Source organism: Corynebacterium epidermidicanis (assembly GCF_001021025.1).
Classification (GTDB): domain Bacteria; phylum Actinomycetota; class Actinomycetes; order Mycobacteriales; family Mycobacteriaceae; genus Corynebacterium; species Corynebacterium epidermidicanis.
This window is the reverse complement of sequence record NZ_CP011541.1, coordinates 219,974-234,966: the sequence shown is the minus strand read 5'-3', so window position 1 is coordinate 234,966 and position 14,993 is coordinate 219,974. Positions and strand designations below refer to the sequence as shown.

Sequence of the window (14,993 nt, the reverse complement as noted above, 5' to 3'; positions counted from 1 at the left end):
TGCAGGAAACTGGTTCGCTTGCGCAGGTACCGTCAGCCGGATCTGATTGAAAGTATTCGATCCGCTATTTAGGAAGAAGTTCGCGGTCCATTGACCAGAAGCATTTTGCGTTACGTTCGCAAGCAAGCTTGCAGTCTGCGCTTCTGCCGTCGGCAGGAAGCTTGTTCGAGAATCATCTCCACCAATCGGAATTGCCACTGCACCTAAGAGAAGCGCGCAAGTAGCTAATACGGAAAGTGTGGTTCTCACTATAAAGTTTGGCCTTCGATCTGAGGCAAAGGTTTGTATGGGCACGGTTTCTCCAATTGCCATAGGTAGTTCAGAACCGGACATCAAGACGGAGAGATGCCGGTTCACACATAACACTCCCTAAACTACCACACTTATTTAGCTTTTCATCAGGTTGCCTTGCAGTTCGCGAAAGGTTCCATGCGGAAAGTTAAGTTTTCGCCCATATTCTCTACAAATGCCCTGCAGTGTCCCGCTCTTCACCTGGGCATAGGTTCAGTCTTCCGAATTCTTTTACCAAATTGTAATAGAAGTAGGTGCCCCGATGGTTCAGTTAGCTCTGCTACTACGACCTGTAAGCTATCCACGTCGCAGAGCAGAACAACTAGTCGAAAAGTCGGCCTAACCTGCGTCTCCCGCTTTGGTTTGACTCGATCGAATACTTACTTCGGACACAAACCGCTGATTACCATCAAATGCACCAGTATTGAAGGAAGCTCTCTAGAACCACACGTCGACTTGATGAGGAACCCAAACTATGGGGGCTATAACCCAAATGGTGGAATAGCCAGCTTGAATAGCCCTACACACCCGCTGATCACAATCTACTTGTGGCACTTCAGCAACCCCGCACCCGGAAACTTAGAACCCCGGCGAAACAATGACAAAGCGTGGTGAACCACAGCTGTACCCAGAATTGCTTCCGCCCTACAACCTCAACCGCCCACTCAACGCCCGAGACAACGTGAGCTCATCCACGAATTCCAAGTCGCCACCCAGTGGCATGCCGGAGGCCAGACGCGACACCGTTAGCGATGGGAAATCACGCAGCAAGCGTGCCAAATAGGAGGCGGTGGCTTCACCTTCGGTGTTTGGGTCGGTGGCCAGGATTACTTCCGTAATGTCGGGCGCTTCGCCCCCTTCGACGTCGGGTAGCACGCCCGCGATGCGCTGCAGCAATTCGGTAACGTGCAGATCTTTCGGTCCAATGTTGGCTAGCGGATCCAGGGCTCCCCCAAGCACGTGGTAGCGTCCCCGATATTCCCCTGTCCGCTCGATAACCTGGATGTCTTTGGGTTCCTCAACGACGCAGATGAGTGATTTGTCCCGGCCCGAGTCTGCACACACTCGGCACACCTCGTCGCGGGAAATGTTGCAGCAGATGCGACAAAACGTCACGCCTTCCTGCACCCGCGCCAGCGCGGATTGGAGCCTGGCTACATCTTCCGGCTCGACATTGAGCAGGTGGAAGGCGATCCGTTGCGCGCTCTTCGGCCCGACTCCGGGTAGGCGCGACAGTTCGTCGATAAGGTCCTGCAATGGTCCTTCAAACATTGTGTGCTCCTTGTCCGCGCCCAGCCCAAGCCCTAAGCATACAAAAGTGCCCGCCGCGCCCCACGAAGAGGCACCGGCGGGCGTCGAAAAGCGCGGGCTTAGCCGAACAGGCCACCCATATCAGGTCCCATGCCCTGAGACAGCGGCCCCATCTTCTCTTCCGCAACCTTGCCGATCTGCGCGTGCGCATCCAGGAACGCTCCCTGGACCAGGTCCTGGAGGGTCTCTACGTCTTCCGGATCAACGACCTTCGGGTCGATCTCCACGCCGGTAACGTCGCCAGAGCCCTGCAGAGTCACCTTCACCAGACCGCCACCAGCCTGACCCACAACCGTGGTAGCGATGAGCTCCTGCTGAGCCTGCTGCAACTGAGCCTGCATCTGCTGCGCCTGGGCGATGAGCTGGGACATATCTGGCTGAGACATTTTCGGCCTTCCTCTACTTCGTTGATTAATTGCTTCGAACCAGTTTAGCGACTACAACTGCCGCGCGCCCAACTCCGACTGCAACATCTCCATCGCGATGGTCCGCGCGTCCCGACGATCATAATTCGCCGGCTCCTTCGCCGCCTCCTGGATCATCTCCTCTTCCTCATCGCGCTCGCTTATCGACGCCACCTGCTCCGGCACTCCCGGCGAATAACCATCCTCGACATCGCCCGGATCCTCATCGTCCGGTTCGGGAGGCAACGGCACACCGTCGCCGAATGTGTGCGCTTGCTGCTGCTCACGCGCAGCCCGGCCACGTTCCGCTGCTTGCTTCCACCTCGGGATCGCCTCCGGTTGGGGCGTTGGCTGCTCTTCCGGGACCTGTGCAGGAACCTGCTCCGCCTTCTCCGGGGCTGGTTGAGGCGGTACCTGCCCACCGATAGGGGCAGGCTTGCCCCACCCTCCCGCTGACGGCTGCTGCACCTCGGCACGCGTCGGCCGGTTCAAGGGCTGCGCATCCGGCTTTCGGGCTCGCTCCGGCTCAGGTTCCGGCTCAGCAGCACCTGATACCCGCTGCTCCCCTTCTGGGCGACGAGCCTCCCGGCGCGGATCCCACTGCGCCCGCGGAGCCACATTCGGCGCACCTTTCAAACCCGCCGCAGCCGGATTCGTCCCGACAATCACCCGCACCGAGTAGTTGTGCCCGGTCACCTCAGCAACGGCACTGGCCACCGAGGAATTATTTCCGGTCGCATTCAACCGCTCGGCGAGCGCACCGGTATTGTGCCCGATCACCAGCTCATCACCATTGATGCCAAGCACTCTAGCTTCGGTAAGCATGATCTCGGCAACCTGATTAGTCTTGCCCACCACTCGGCGGATCTCTGCCCAGCGAGCGCGAACGACAGCCACGGGATCTTCGCTGTTAGTTGGCGGTTCAGCGGCTACCTGCGGAGATTCCTGCACAGCCGGACGCGCTGGCTCCGCTTCGCGCACAGGCTCGGCCGGACGAGGTGGCTCAGCCGGGCTAGCAGTCTCGGCAGGCCGCTGCACCTCTACCGGACGTGGCTGTTCAGCAGGCGCCTGCGCCGGGCGAGGAGGAGGTGGCGCTACCTGCCGCGACGGTGCCTCGGTAGCTGGTGTCGGCGCTGCAGGTGCGGGGGCCGGAGCTGCTTGGGCCGTAGATTTCCGCTGGTAGCGTGGCCTGGAACCCGGCGCACCACTTGGGGCGGGCGCATCCGTCTCCGAAGCAACAACTACGGCCTGAGCACCTGGCGCAGCTGACGATTGTCCCGCTGCCACCAACATCATCCGCGCGCACATGATCTCCAGCAGCAAGCGCGGCGAGGTCGCCCCGCGCAGTTCTTCGATTTGGTCATTGAGCTGGCCGGCCATCGCAGCAATGGTCCGCGAATCGAATAGCCGGGCCTGGCGCTGCAGTTCCTCATGGTGATCCGCCGGGGCATCGACCAAGCCCATCGAAAGTGCATCAGGTACTGACTGCAAGATCATCAGGTCGCGCAGCCGGTCCAAAAGATCCGTGGCGAAACGACGCGGGTCATGGCCTGCATTGATCACGTCATCGACGCAGGTGAACAACGAGGCATGGTTCTTCTCCGCGAAGGAATTAATCGCGGCGTCGATAAGCGATGCGTCGGTCACCCCGAGTAGTGGCACGGCCTCGGCATAGGTGAGGCCGTCGGGGCCGGAACCAGCGAGGAGTTGGTCGAGGATCGAAAGTGAGTCGCGGGGCGAGCCACCACCAGCCCTAATGACCAGCGGATACACCGCATCCTCGACTTGGACGCCTTCGGCGGCGCAGGTACGTTCCAACAGCATGCGCATATCCGGTGGGGTGAGCAGCCGGAATGGGTAATGATGCACGCGGGAACGGATCGTACCGATCAACTTGTCCGGTTCCGTAGTGGCAAAAATAAAAATCAGGTGCTCTGGGGGCTCTTCCACGATCTTCAGCAACGCGTTGAAGCCCGCGTTGGAGATCATGTGCGCTTCGTCGATAATGAACACCCGGTAGCGCGACTCCGCCGGCGCGAAATAGGCCCGATCGCGCAGCTCACGCATCTCATCAACACCGTTATGTGAGGCCGCATCCAACTCCGTGACATCGAGATTGCCCGGGCCTCCAGGAGCCAAAGACACACACGAAGGACACACGCCACACGGCTGCGAAGTCGGCCCCTGGACGCAGTTAAGACTGCGCGCCAGAATACGAGCCGAGGACGTTTTGCCACAACCACGGGGACCCGAGAACAGATACGCATGATTGATCCGGCCGCTGTCCAACGCGACGGACAGCGGTTTAGTTACCTGTTCTTGGCCGACAACTTCCGAAAAGCTCGCCGGACGGTACTTGCGATAGAGAGCCACACCTAAAGACACTACCGCTATTAATGCGCAGCCTCGACGTGCTCGCTAATTTCGGTTGGGGTCAACGCGCGTCGATAAGCGGCACCCCAGGCCATATCGCCACCGTAACACTGTGACTGGCTGCCCAACTCCGGCCAATCCGGGATGTTATCGCAACCAAAACGGAAGTAGCCCAACTGATCCACCATCTCGTGCGTCGCAGGGGCGGACGCCTCCAACTGGCCATCGAGATAAATCTGCAGCTCGTTGGTAAGTTCATCGCGAATGGCCACCACGTGGTGCCACTTGCCATCCCGCACGCTTCGATTCGTAGACACCGAGTCAAACTCGATCGCACCCGGAGTATCCGCCAAGGTGCTAAACACCAAACCGCCAGTCTTCGGCACGACATCCAGCTTGAACGACGGCAACAAGCGCGCCTCAGTCGGCTGCGACTCCGGGTACATACCCACCAAAGTGCCGGCACCATGATCTGTCCGGAACCACGTCTCCACCGCGAAACTACCACCGTTGAAAATCGTCGGCTGCATCGTGTAGACCATCGCCTTATCCGCCACGAAGCTCAACGCCGCCAGGTTCTCCGCCGCACACGGCGACGCGTAAATCGACCGCGCCCGCTCCAAACGATTGACGGCGTCAAACTGGTTTGCCGACCGGTCTTTCACCAGGTCCCCACTATGATCGCCACCAAACTCATAGGCGAAAATGCCCTGGTCCCGCACCGAAGCGCTTATCGACGACGCACAGGTGCCATCCCCCGACACACTAGGTGGCGTGGTGGTTGGAGTCTGACTAGTCGAGGTCCCCGGAGTAGGTGCCGGCACCAAAGTTACCGTGGCTTTCGCAGCAGCATAACCCGCAGTGTTGGTCGAGTACTGCAAGCTCGCAGTGAAAGCACCCAGAGTATCCGATGGCCGGACGCCAACGATCACAACCACCGCCATCAGCAAAATGAACAGCTGGCGGGGCGACTGAAAACGCTTAAGCACGATGCGCCCCCGATCCAGGATGCGCAAAGGCCCCAACCGCGCTCTTCTGACGCTGCGACGCCTGGGAAACATGGCGACGGTGCCACAGATGCAACCCATAGAACCACACGTAAGGAGCGCCGGCAGCAGCGACCAACAAAGCAATCATCGACGGCGAGAACACTGGCTTCGGGCGAAACTCAAACCTACCAGCGTCATTCGGAGTCCGAGCCACCGCGAAACCATCCGCACCTGCAGTGGTCAAAACCTCCGAAGGCGTCGAATTATCCCCTACCCCGTCGAGTTGGATCGGCAACATGCCAGTGGAAACGGCATGTACCGTCGCTGTCGCATGCGCGCCTTCCCCGTCCATCTTCATGGTGAGCATCTCCACCCCGAACAATGGCTTATACAGGGCCAATGCAATGGAAATGCCGCAAAAGACCCCGAGGGATCGATAGCGGGATCTTTCCGCGGGAGCCGGGAGGCGTCGAGAAGCGACGTGCATGAGCAGCCAGCCGCCGGCTGCATAGGGCAGCGTCCTTAGAATCCAGCCACCATAACGCCAAGAGAAGATAACTTTGCCCACCAGGTCACTCTGTTTGACCGGGGCAGGGTCGTTGGAGCCGTTGAGATCACCACGGGTGGTCAGGCTCGATGGAGAGGTTGCTACCACGCGGTGGGTTCGCGTCATGTCGCCGCCAACTCGGTAGGTCACTATATCGCCCACGGCAACATCTGACACTGGAGTTGGCTTCGTGACAATCATCGTGCCGACAGGAAGCGCTTTTCCCATCGAGGGCGTAGTGAGGACGTGGGTGCGGTAGCCGGTACCCAAGCCAAGGACAAAGGTCACCAAGAAAATGGCGAATAGCCCCATGCCTATGGGGGCCAACCTATGGCCCATCGTCCTAACCCTATCTACCTAAGAATCCTGGCTGCCTAGGCAGTGAAAGTCCAGGTCAGTGGCTGCTTAATAGAACCGCCCTGTGCCGAGTTCGGCACATCCTTAGATAGAGTCGTGGAGATGGTAAACGCGCGGCCCTCACCCGGTTTAACCGGAGCAGCCAACGTAAAAGCCTGGTTTGACAGCTCGGCAGCGGTACCGGCGAAGACCTGATGGCCTTCATCCATGATCGCAATGTTCATGTGGTTGCACATGTCCGAAGTGACAGGAACGCTTTCACACTGACCAGCAGTCAAAGTGAAGGAGGAGGCAGCCACGCTGCCGATATTGCTGAGCTTAAAAGTGGTGATCTCAGTGAGCCCAGGGGTCATCTGAAGATTGCCACCGTACTTATTCATGCTGGAACACACAGCTGAGTTGCTGGAATCATCCGAGGAAGTACAGCTCACCGAGCCTGGCTCCATGCCAGCTTCCTGCATGACGAGTTTGCCCGCACCAGCAGTGTTTGCATCATTGGTGACAGAGGCGGTCATAGCGCCCATCGTGCCCAAGCCCAACGAAGCAACTACGGCTACCGAAGCCATGGTTGCTGGAATGAGCCACGCATGAGACTTGGCGACTGTCATAGGGTGCTCGATCATGTTTGATTAGATCCTTGATTATTGAAGCTTCCCCCAAAAAACGGGCGGTCCCCCACCTAAGGGAACTTCATTCAACTTAACCAGTTAGTTGTCGGATCACAAAGTTCGACGCGTCTCATTTTGATTACTATCTGCGCAGGTCATGAATATTAATACTGTTCTTAGAAATCTCCTGCTGCAATGCCGGTAGGCCGTATGTGTTCAGATACACAAACTCATCATCAGTAAGGAAAATCACCTGGAGCATCAAGGTCTGCTTACCGGGTTCACGGAAGTGTGGAACGTCCCCACCCCACACATAAGGCACCGTCAACACGCCATGCTTCGCAGTGAGGTCGTGCTGGAGCGCAAGGGTAGCCAAACCAGGCAGTAATTCTCCCGGGCGAGCGAGGATTCGGCCGGCGGCGTCGACAAGCATTTGGTAGGCAGCGGCCACTAAGATCGGGGCGGCCTCCGCCTGCGTGGCGACAGTGAACAGCTCACTGCGCACGTCCATACCCTCAGCGGTCAGCCCCGTATCTACTTGGCCGAAATTCAACGTGCACGCAATATTTTCCGGCGGGTTCGCGAAGGTGGCCACTCGGCACGGGCCGAGCTCGCCCACCATCATCTCCCCCGGAAACAACCCAGAAACCCAGTGGGCGGTTTCTTCAAAATTCATCAGTTAGGCGTTATTAGCTTGGGCTTCACTGCGTTCGATAGCAGCGAGCAGCACGCAGGTAGCTACACCGTCCATCGCAAGCTCCAGCTCCTCCACCGGCGGCAAAGACGGCGCCAAACGCAGATTCTTATCCTCCGGATCGTTCTTCAGCGGGTAGGTCGAACCGGCCGCCGTCAATACAATGCCCGCGTCCTTCGCCAGCTCCACAACGCGCTTCGCCGTCCCCGGCACCACATCAATCGAAATGAAGTAACCACCTGTCGGGTTCAGCCACTGCGCCACACCATACTCACCGAGCCGCGACTCCAAAATCTCCAGCACCATCTCAAACTTCGGACGCAATGACCCCGCATGCTGCGCCATCACCGCACGCACCCCAGCCGCATCCTTAAAGAACTGCGCATGCGCCAGCTGATTAATCTTGTTCGGCCCGATCCCCCGCACCAACGCATGCTTGTTGTACCAGGTCAGGTTCTCATCCGACGTGTTCAAGAAGGCCACGCCCGCACCCGCCTGCGTAATCTTGCTTGTCGACGAGTATCCCCAGAATCGGTTTGGATTGCCAGATTCTGCTGCCAGCTTCACCACGTCGATGATCTCGGGAAACTCGTCGGTAAGCGTGTGCACCGCGTAGGCGTTATCCCAGATAATGCGGAAATCAGGCGCGCCGGTCTCCATCGTGGCGAGGCGCTCGACTGTCTCGCGGCTGTACGTGATGCCCGTCGGGTTACCGAAAATCGGCACATTCCACATGCCTTTGACCTGCGGATCCTTGGCGAGCTCCTCCACCCGATCCATGTCTGGACCGGTCGCCGTCATCGGCACCGTGAGCATGTCAAAACCGAAGCGCTCCGTGATTGCGAAGTGGCGATCGTAGCCCGGAACTGGGCAGATCCACTTCACCTTCTCCTCACGACCCCACGGACGCTCGGAATCATTCGTGCCCCAGATATAAGCCCAAGAAATCATGTCAAACATCAAGTTCAAGGAGGAAGCGTCACCTGCAACCAGCGACTTCATCTCAATACCCAGCACCTCGGCCCAAATCTCACGGATCCAATCCAAGCCAATCAGGTTGCCATAGTTGCGGCAGTCCGTGCCGTCGGGGGCGATGAAATCATCGCCAGGTAGGTGCAAAACAGCCTGCGCAAACCCGAGCTGCTCAGCCGACGGCTTACCGCGGGTCAAATCAAGCTTCAGGTTTCGCGACTTCAACTCCGCATACTCGCCAAGAATGTCAGCTTTGAGCTGAGCTAGCTGCTCAGCGTTGAAATCTTGCAACAACACGGTGTGAACCCTTCCTCGCGACACTCGCTTAATCCAATAAGCGATTTACCGTTATCGAGAATAGACGGTTTAGGCACGCCGTGAGACAGAAGGGGCAAGAATTTGGATTTGCTTTAGCGCTGCAATGGCGCCGAAATGAAAGGGCCTGGAATAGGACTTGACAGTTAAGGGGACCCTGCGAGTTAAGGGGACCCCGCGCACCCGACAGAGCTCGCTGACCCTTGCTGCATTCCTGCCCTGGGGGAGTTCACAAGATAATCGCCACACGGGATCCTGGAAATAAACCTTAGCCGTTAGGGCGCAAACAGGCCAAACTGCCAGCATTGAGCTGGGGTTTTGTTATCCCCACTGAGATTTAGTAAAGTTCTTCGGGTAGCAAACAGTAATGTTTGTTTCGCTGGAGGATTCGACTAGCGGCCTATGTCACACGCCTGGAACGCGTGCGGGGTTAACGCCCCTCAAGGGTTCAAATCCCTTATCCTCCGCAGTTGTGAAGTCTCGAGACATCGTTCCTATGTGATGTCTCGGGGCTTCTTTGTTTTTTCAGGGTTGGCGGATTCTAGTGGTCGTGGAAACACGGTCTAGGTTTCTTTGTCTAGCAATTGTGCCATGCGTTCTGCGGGGGTATCGAAGTTGAGTGTTTTTCGTGGTCGTCTGTTGAGCTGCATGGCAACGAATTCCAGGTCTTCGGCGGTGTGGACGCTTAAGTCTGTGCCTTTAGGGAAGTACTGGCGTAGGAGCCCGTTGGTGTTTTCGTTGCTGCCGCGTTGCCAGGGTGAGGCTGGGTCACAGAAATACACTGGGCAATCTGTGGCGATGGTAAACGATTTATGTCCTGCCATTTCACTTCCTTGATCCCAGGTTAACGAGCCTTTGAGATGCTCAGGTAGCCCATTGATCGCTGTAACCAGTGCGTTTCTTACTGCTACGGCGTCATGTCCATCGGGTAGGTGCAATAGCATGACATACCTGGTGGATCTTTCCACGAGGGTGCCGATAGCTGATGTGTTTCCTTTACCTAAGATGAGGTCACCTTCCCAATGCCCTGGGACAGCTCGATCTTCTACGTCGGCTGGCCGATCGGAAATCATGACCATAGGGTCAACAAATCGCCGCCGAGGGATACGCTGCCCGCGAGGTTTACGCACTGTGCGCCCTTGTCGCAGGCATGCTGCGATTTCTTTCTTTAACTCGCCTTTAGCCTGGAAGAACAATGCTTGGTAGATAGTTTCAGCACACACGTGCATAGTGTCATCGTCTGGATAGTCTTTGCGCAACCTCCCTGCGATCTGTTCCGGAGAGAGCTTGTCACGCAGCATGGCAAAGATGGTCTCCCATAAACCTGGGACGAGGTCGATCTTGCGTTTTTTCGGCCGGAATCTGCGAAGCGTTGATGTGCGCTGTGCATGGGTGGGTAAATACAGGCCGAAATCATCCTGGTTACGGCGTAGCTCTTTGCTGATCGTTGACGGTGCGCGCCCTAACCGCCGGGCGATGGCACGCACACCGAAGCCTTGCCGATGCAAGTCGAAAATAAGCTCACGTTCTTCAATACAGAGATAACGCGGTGAAATCCGCTGATCAATACGCGATTGGGGGACGATAGCAATCGGCAACGACTGCCGGCCGTCAACATAGTCAAGCAACTGCATAAGCCTGTTATACAAGGCCGCATCCGGCCCATCCGGGATGAACGCTACACGCTGCCGCCCCACCTTGATGACGCCTTTGTCGATATCACGCGCATCACGTAGATGAATTCCACACGCATCAGCGGCATCTTTTCGCCCTAACGCACCAATTCGAAGCTGCAAATAAGCACACCGGCGCGAGGTTGCCGCAGCACGCCGCCCATGAGGATTACGCGTCCATAACCCCAGATCGATGCCCACTCGGTAGACAACCGAGCTGCCCAGCTGGCAGTGACGGACTATATCCATCGGCGCCCAGCCTCGAAGCCACAACGAAGCAATCTGCTCGTATTGTTTAGACGACGTAGTAACCCGTGAACGAACAGGTAGCGCCAACCGGTGCGCCAACGCATACGCCACGCTATCAGGCAACCCAGTACTACGCGCTGCCGCGCGAACCGAGCTACCAGCTCGTACCAAGCTGGAAAACCTGTCAACAACAACCGGATCAGGATCCCATACCGACCCCATGAAAACACCTCACAACAATCAGGTGTTTCCACGACCACTAGAATCCGCCGTTCGTTTTGGGGTTAAGTACCAAAATGTGTGTCCGGTCGGGGTGTCGCCGGCCGTGCAGGTGTGCTGCACAAGTGCTATGTCGTCGCTTCGGCGTAGTCCGACTACGTAGAGCAGCGTTTTTTAATGAATAAAATCCCACAGTGGTAGTCCGACTACACCGAAGGGACGACATCGAGAGAGCTAACGCTCCCAGACAACAGTAAACACTGGCTTCAGGCCCACAACGCTGCGGAAAACACGCATCAGAGACACGCTTTCGCCTACTTAACCCTGCGTTTCTTGGGCGGTTGGCTCCTGGCGCTCGCGGTTTTGTGCTGCAAACCTGCTAGCCATCACTTCTGAAGCTCGTCCACACGGACCTCTACACACAGATATGGTCGAAAGCGAGTTCCCGATGCGAATCCGTGCGCAAGTAAGGCATAGTCGGCGCCCTAGAATGCGCCGCAAGTTTTGAGCAACCTCGACGGCAATCGGCGACCAGCAGCGCCAAACCAACCCGGACTACAATCGGCCCATATGAGCTCAAAAGAAGATGTCCTTGACCTGCGGATTGCTACCGAATCGGATCGTACTTACATCGCCAGGCTGAATTTTCTCACCGAAACCTTCGGGGACGAGCACGGCACCATCGGCGAAGACTTCGAGGAGGAATTCGTCTACTACGTGCAGGGATGGCAGCCCGAGCAGGGCGCTGTGATCGCTTGGCGTGGCGCGATCCCGGCCGGTGGCGCCTGGCTGCGCCCGGGCACCGACGACCGGCACGGCTTCGGGCATGTGCGTGAAGGTATTCCCGAGGTCGCGATCGCCGTGGAGGAACGCTACAAGGGCCAGGGCCTGGGCACTGCGCTGCTCAATCGCGCCACGGAGTTAGCCGGTGAGCTGGGCTACGCTGGCATTTCGCTTTCTGTGCACCCGGATAATGCCCGGGCGCACCGCTTGTATCTTCATCTTGGTTTCCAGGACACCGGCATCGTTCGGGAGGGGCACGCGGTGCTGGTCAAGGAGTTTTAGCGGTAGTACCGCCCCATGAACTCCTCTTTGAAGGCCCAGTAGTCGCCACTTTCCATGGTGGCGCGGATCTTATCCACCAGCTGGATCATGAAGTACAAATTGTGCATGGTGCAGAGCGTTCCGGCGAGGAACTCCTTCGCTTTGAGCAGGTGGTGGATGTAGGCGCGGGTGTAGTTTTCCGAGACGTAACCGCCCACCTCGGCGTCGATAGGCGTGAAGTCGCGCTTGAAGCGGGCGTTGGTGAGCGTCATTCGCCCGTCGAGGGTGTAGACGCCACCGCGTCGCCCCAGCCGGGTGGGCGCCACGCAGTCGAAGGTGTCGGCGCCGGCCTCGACCGCGGTGAAGATGTCGTCGGGCTCGCTGATTCCCAGTAGGTGCTTCGGCTTATCGACGGGCAACTCGTCATTCACCCAGCCCACAATCGTGCCCAGGTTCTCCTTCTCCAGTGCTCCACCGATTCCGTAGCCACCGAAACCGCGGCGGCCTTCGGCGGTCGCGGCGTCGCTAAGCTGCACGAGCCCGCGGGCCGCCTTACGTCGCAGGTCTTCGTACTGGGCGCCCTGCACCACGCCCCACAGCGACTGCAGGGGCTTGCCTGGGCGGGCGTGGGTGAGCCGGTCATGCTCGAGCAGGCAGCGCTGCGCCCAACGATGCGTGCGCTCGACGGACGCTTCCTGATAGGCCTTCGTGTCCACTAGTGTGGTGAGCTCGTCGAAGGCGAACATGATGTCGGCACCCAGTTGGTGCTGGATCTGCATGGAGACTTCCGGGGTGAAGCGGTGCTTGGAGCCGTCGATGACGGAGCGGAAGTCGACACCATCCTCATCGACGTGCGCCATGCGGTCCTTGCTGCGGGCCTTCACCTCGCCTTCGGCGATGTTTGCGTCCATGGACAGCACTTTCTTGAATCCAACGCCGAGGCTCATGACCTGGAATCCACCCGAGTCGGTGTAGGTCGGGCCGTGCCAGTTTTCAAAGGTGGCCACACCGCCAGCCTCATCGACCACATCGGGCCCGGGCTGTAAGTAGAGGTGGTAGGCGTTGGATAGGATGGCTTGCGCCCCCGTCTCACGAATCTGCTCGGGGGTGAGGGTCTTCACCGTCGCTTTTGTGGCGACCGGGATGAACGCCGGGGTCTGAATATCGCCATGTGGCGTGTGGATCGTGCCCGTGCGCCCATGCTTCGTCTGCTCGAGTCGCGAAACAAGCGAGAAAGAGGTGTCTGTCATGCGCTCTAGTTTAAGCCTGGTCAGCTACAACACCACTCCCGCCTGCCCAACCGGCGCAAAGGTGCCCTGATGGCCGTCCCCTTCTTTGAACGTCCCACCGATGAAGTCGCCTGCGATCTCCTCGGCGCAGTGCTCACTCACGACGGGGTGTCCATCCGCATCACGGAGGTAGAGGCCTACCTCGGCGCCGACGACGAAGCCTCCCACGCTTTCCGGGGCCCTACCAGGTCAAACGCTGCACTCTTCGGCCCGGCGGGACACATGTATGTCTATCATTCTTACGGGATTCACAAGGCGGGAAACATCGTCGCGCACCCACCCGGCCGCTCTGGCGGGGTGTTGCTCCGCGCAGGTGAAGTGGTATCTGGCATCGAGCTGGCGAGCCAACGTCGCACGCTTGACCCGGCAAAGCCAATTGTCCCCGCCAAACTCGCGTCCGGGCCGGGCAATTTCGGCAAAGCGATGGGTTTGGACATCAGTGATAATGGCCGGCCGGTTTCATTGCTTCCCGGAGCCGAGTTCTCCCTCGCCCTCACGCCCGAACGGCCGACGATTGTGTGCGGCCCGAGGATCGGCATCTCGAAGAATGTCGCCGCTCACCTACGTTTTTGGCTACCTCGGGACCCGACGGTATCTGCCCGGAAAACCTGGGCCGCCACGATTTAGCGGCGCCGTTATTTCAAGGTCGCATACATGATCGCTTTGATCGAGTGCATGCGGTTCTCGGCCTCATCAAACACCACGGAGCGCGCCGATTCGAAGACCTCATCAGTGCATTCCAGTTCGGTCATGCCGAACTTCTCGGCGACGGCGCGCCCCACGTCCGTACCAAGATCGTGATACGCCGGCAGGCAGTGCATGAAAATAGCGTTCGGATCCGCAGTGCTAAACATCTCCGAATTCACCTGGTAGGGCGCGAGCGCCTCGATACGTTCCGCCCAAACCTCGTCGGGTTCCCCCATGGATACCCACACGTCAGTGTAAATCACGTGGGCGTCGATAACAGCTTCCGCAACCGAGCTAGTGAGGGTGACCGAACCGCCGGACTGCTCGGCGAGCTCGCGGCACGTGGTGACGAGGTCCGCCTCCGGCATCAGCTGCTGCGGCCCGCACGCCACGAAATGCATCCCGAGCTTCGTACACGCCACCATCAGCGAATTCGCAACATTGTTGTGCGCATCGCCCATGTACACCAGCTTCTTGCCCTTGAGGCCGTCCGGGAAGCGCTCCTCGATGGTCATCATGTCCGCGATCATCTGCGTGGGGTGGAACTCCGTGGTCAGCCCATTCCAGACCGGCACCCCGGCGTGCTCGGCCAGCTTTTCGACGACCTCCTGGCCGTAGCCGCGATACTCGATACCGTCATACATCCGGCCGAGCACCCGGGCGGTATCCGGAATCGACTCTTTCTTGCCCATCTGTGAGGAACCCGGATCAAGATAGGTAACGCCCATGCCGAGGTCGTGACCAGCTGCTTCAAAGGAACAGCGGGTGCGCGTGGAAGTCTTCTCAAACAGCAGGACAATGTTCTTGCCCTCCAAGTGCCGGTGCGGCACGCCAGCAGCCTTCAGGCGCTTGAACTCATGAGAAAGCCGAATGAGGTGGCGGATTTCCTCCGGGGTGAAATCCAACAATTTGAGGAAGTGGCGGCCACTCAACGACACAGGCATGGGGTCCTTCTTTCAGACGAAAATAAC

The 14,993-nt window shown here is 58.4% G+C and carries 13 protein-coding genes, 1 tRNA gene and 1 other RNA gene; 3 read left to right on the top strand and 12 right to left on the bottom strand.

From position 1 onward, the window contains the following. Positions 1-936: 936 nt before the first annotated feature. The 9 genes from recR to ffs form a co-directional block, all read right to left on the bottom strand. Positions 937-1,563, bottom strand: coding sequence for a recombination mediator RecR (gene recR / locus CEPID_RS01155; RefSeq protein WP_047239404.1), 627 nt, complete (start codon positions 1,561-1,563; stop codon positions 937-939). A gap of 98 nt (positions 1,564-1,661) precedes the next feature. Then, complete coding sequence (locus CEPID_RS01150) at positions 1,662-1,988, bottom strand: YbaB/EbfC family nucleoid-associated protein (protein WP_047239403.1); 327 nt, start codon at positions 1,986-1,988, stop codon at positions 1,662-1,664. A 51-nt stretch (positions 1,989-2,039) separates the two neighbouring features. Then, on the bottom strand, positions 2,040-4,379 hold the full coding sequence (locus CEPID_RS01145; protein ID WP_047239402.1) for a DNA polymerase III subunit gamma and tau: 2,340 nt from the start codon (positions 4,377-4,379) through the stop codon (positions 2,040-2,042). 20 nt (positions 4,380-4,399) lie between these two features. Then, positions 4,400-5,368: a LamG domain-containing protein gene (locus tag CEPID_RS01140; protein ID WP_158408003.1), complete on the bottom strand. Its 969-nt coding sequence runs from the start codon at positions 5,366-5,368 to the stop codon at positions 4,400-4,402. Beyond that, positions 5,361-6,254 (bottom strand): signal peptidase I, encoded by an 894-nt coding sequence (locus CEPID_RS01135; protein ID WP_047239400.1) that lies wholly within the window; start codon positions 6,252-6,254, stop codon positions 5,361-5,363. The genes CEPID_RS01140 and CEPID_RS01135 overlap by 8 nt, the downstream gene beginning before the upstream one ends. Positions 6,255-6,289: 35 nt before the next feature. Next, positions 6,290-6,895, bottom strand: coding sequence for a hypothetical protein (locus tag CEPID_RS01130; RefSeq protein WP_052843266.1), 606 nt, complete (start codon positions 6,893-6,895; stop codon positions 6,290-6,292). 127 nt (positions 6,896-7,022) lie between these two features. Next, entirely contained in the window at positions 7,023-7,556 is a 534-nt protein-coding gene (locus CEPID_RS01125; RefSeq protein ID WP_047239399.1) for a suppressor of fused domain protein, read from the bottom strand. A 3-nt stretch (positions 7,557-7,559) separates the two neighbouring features. Next, positions 7,560-8,840, bottom strand: coding sequence for an aminotransferase class I/II-fold pyridoxal phosphate-dependent enzyme (locus tag CEPID_RS01120; RefSeq protein ID WP_407921610.1), 1,281 nt, complete (start codon positions 8,838-8,840; stop codon positions 7,560-7,562). 182 nt (positions 8,841-9,022) lie between these two features. Next, an RNA gene (gene ffs / locus CEPID_RS12620) (signal recognition particle sRNA small type) lies at positions 9,023-9,121 on the bottom strand. A 121-nt stretch (positions 9,122-9,242) separates the two neighbouring features. Here ffs and CEPID_RS01115 point away from each other — a divergent pair. Beyond that, positions 9,243-9,328 (top strand) — tRNA-Ser (locus CEPID_RS01115). Between the two features lie 96 nt (positions 9,329-9,424). On the opposite strand, the gene CEPID_RS01110 is transcribed toward CEPID_RS01115, so the two are convergent. Further along, a complete protein-coding gene (locus tag CEPID_RS01110) occupies positions 9,425-10,417 on the bottom strand; it encodes an IS30 family transposase (RefSeq protein ID WP_169747268.1) in 993 nt (330 codons plus the stop codon). Positions 10,418-11,572: 1,155 nt separating this feature from the next. Here CEPID_RS01110 and CEPID_RS01105 point away from each other — a divergent pair. Next, the gene (locus CEPID_RS01105; RefSeq protein WP_047241248.1) at positions 11,573-12,067 is read left to right on the top strand and encodes a GNAT family N-acetyltransferase; all 495 of its coding nucleotides are present in this window, start codon (positions 11,573-11,575) and stop codon (positions 12,065-12,067) included. On the opposite strand, the gene tgt is transcribed toward CEPID_RS01105, so the two are convergent. Next, complete coding sequence (gene tgt, locus CEPID_RS01100; RefSeq protein ID WP_047239396.1) at positions 12,064-13,296, bottom strand: tRNA guanosine(34) transglycosylase Tgt; 1,233 nt, start codon at positions 13,294-13,296, stop codon at positions 12,064-12,066. The genes CEPID_RS01105 and tgt overlap by 4 nt on opposite strands. A gap of 69 nt (positions 13,297-13,365) precedes the next feature. Between tgt and CEPID_RS01095 the strand changes: the two genes are divergently transcribed. Next, the gene (locus CEPID_RS01095) at positions 13,366-13,962 is read left to right on the top strand and encodes a DNA-3-methyladenine glycosylase (RefSeq protein WP_047239395.1); all 597 of its coding nucleotides are present in this window, start codon (positions 13,366-13,368) and stop codon (positions 13,960-13,962) included. 8 nt (positions 13,963-13,970) lie between these two features. On the opposite strand, the gene argF is transcribed toward CEPID_RS01095, so the two are convergent. Then, positions 13,971-14,966, bottom strand: a complete 996-nt coding sequence (gene argF, locus CEPID_RS01090; RefSeq protein WP_047239394.1) for an ornithine carbamoyltransferase — start codon at positions 14,964-14,966, stop codon at positions 13,971-13,973. Positions 14,967-14,993 lie beyond the last annotated feature (27 nt).

What these genes read in the sequence shown, in the direction of transcription:
- recR (WP_047239404.1), bottom strand. Translation starts at nt 1,563, where the DNA reads ATGTTTGAAGGACCATTGCAGGACCTTATCGACGAACTGTCGCGCCTA.
- CEPID_RS01150 (WP_047239403.1), bottom strand. Translation starts at nt 1,988, where the DNA reads ATGTCTCAGCCAGATATGTCCCAGCTCATCGCCCAGGCGCAGCAGATG.
- CEPID_RS01135 (WP_047239400.1), bottom strand. Translation starts at nt 6,254, where the DNA reads ATGGGCCATAGGTTGGCCCCCATAGGCATGGGGCTATTCGCCATTTTC.
- CEPID_RS01130 (WP_052843266.1), bottom strand. Translation starts at nt 6,895, where the DNA reads ATGATCGAGCACCCTATGACAGTCGCCAAGTCTCATGCGTGGCTCATT.
- CEPID_RS01125 (WP_047239399.1), bottom strand. Translation starts at nt 7,556, where the DNA reads ATGAATTTTGAAGAAACCGCCCACTGGGTTTCTGGGTTGTTTCCGGGG.
- CEPID_RS01105 (WP_047241248.1), top strand. Translation starts at nt 11,573, where the DNA reads ATGAGCTCAAAAGAAGATGTCCTTGACCTGCGGATTGCTACCGAATCG.
- tgt (WP_047239396.1), bottom strand. Translation starts at nt 13,296, where the DNA reads ATGACAGACACCTCTTTCTCGCTTGTTTCGCGACTCGAGCAGACGAAG.
- CEPID_RS01095 (WP_047239395.1), top strand. Translation starts at nt 13,366, where the DNA reads ATGGCCGTCCCCTTCTTTGAACGTCCCACCGATGAAGTCGCCTGCGAT.
- argF (WP_047239394.1), bottom strand. Translation starts at nt 14,966, where the DNA reads ATGCCTGTGTCGTTGAGTGGCCGCCACTTCCTCAAATTGTTGGATTTC.